Raw genomic sequence first — 1,260 nt, forward strand, 5'->3', positions numbered from 1 at the left:
GCTGGCCCAGGGCCTGACCAAGTTCCACGGACAGCGCCCGGGCCACGAGGTCGGTGCTGCCGCCTGCGGGAAAGGGAACGATCACGCGCACGGGCCGATCGGGAAAAGTCGCCTGGGCCGTTTGGGCAGCCTGCGCGCAGGCACACAGCGCAGCCAGCAGGCCCAGGGTGGTCAGGTGCTTCGAGGTGAGGGGGGATGTCATGGGGGCCTCCGGTGTCAGGCGCTCTCGCGCAGCATGAGCTTGGCGATGTTGAGCTGGTGGATCTGGCTGGTGCCTTCGTAGAGGCGGAACAGGCGCACGTCGCGGAAGTAGCGCTCGATGGGGCTGAAGTCGGCCACATAGCCTGCGCCGCCGAACATCTGCACCGCGCGGTCGGCCACGCGGCCGCACATCTCGGAGGCGAAGTACTTGCACATGGAGGCGGACAGCGCCACGTCCTCGCCCCGGTCGCGCGCGCGGGCGGCCTCCAGGATCATGGATTGCGCCGCGAAGATCTCGGTGCGGCTGTCGGCCAGCATGGCCTGCACCAGCTGGAAGTTCGCCACCGGCTGGCCGAACTGCTCGCGCTGGCGCACATGGGCCAGCGCCAGGTCCAGCATGCGGATCGCCGGCCCCGTGCACAGCGCGGCCAGGTGCAGGCGCTGCTTGTTGAGCACTTTCATCACGGTCTTGAAGCCCTGGCCCTCGCGCCCGCCGATGATCTGGTCGGCCGGCACGCGGCAGTCCTGGAAATGCACGTCGGACACGGGCGAGCCCGCCTGGCCCATCTTGCGATAGGGCTGGCCTGTCACCAGGCCCGGCGAGCGCTCCACGAAGAAGGCCGTCAGCCCCTCGCTGCCCGTGCTGCCTTCGCCGGTGCGGGCGATGACGGTGAAGACATCGGCCAGCGGCGCATTGGTGATGAAGCGCTTGCTGCCGTTGAGCACATAGTGGTCGCCCTCGCGGCGCGCCGTGGTCTGGATGTTGCTCGCTTCCGAGCCCGCGTCCGGCTCGGTCAGCGCCAGGCAACCCGTGAGCTCGCCGCGCGCCATGCGCGGCAGCCAGCGCTGCTTTTGCGCCTCGGTGCCGTCGGCCACCAGGGCTTCCGAGCCAATGCCGGTGTTGGTGCCCACGCGGGCCCGCAGCGCCACCGAGGCCTGGGACAGCTCGAAGGCGCAGCGCACCAGCTCCTCGGTGCTCAGGCCCAGGCCGCCATGGGCCTGGGGAATGCTCCAGCCGAAATAGCCCTTGTCGCGCAGCTCCTGGACCACGGCGGGCGG

At 70.2% G+C, this 1,260-nt stretch carries 1 protein-coding gene and 1 pseudogene; both read right to left on the minus strand.

Annotation, left to right across the window (positions count from 1 at the left end):
• Positions 1–202 (minus strand): annotated as a pseudogene (locus KDK82_RS33250) (tripartite tricarboxylate transporter substrate binding protein); the annotation flags it as partial.
• A gap of 14 nt (positions 203–216) precedes the next feature.
• Positions 217–1,260, minus strand: a 1,044-nt coding sequence (locus tag KDK82_RS19475; protein ID WP_143343516.1) for an acyl-CoA dehydrogenase family protein, incomplete at its 5' end; no start/stop codon positions are given.

The sequence above is a fragment of the Delftia sp. K82 genome (assembly GCF_002193035.1).
In the GTDB taxonomy this organism is placed as follows: domain Bacteria; phylum Pseudomonadota; class Gammaproteobacteria; order Burkholderiales; family Burkholderiaceae_C; genus Comamonas; species Comamonas acidovorans.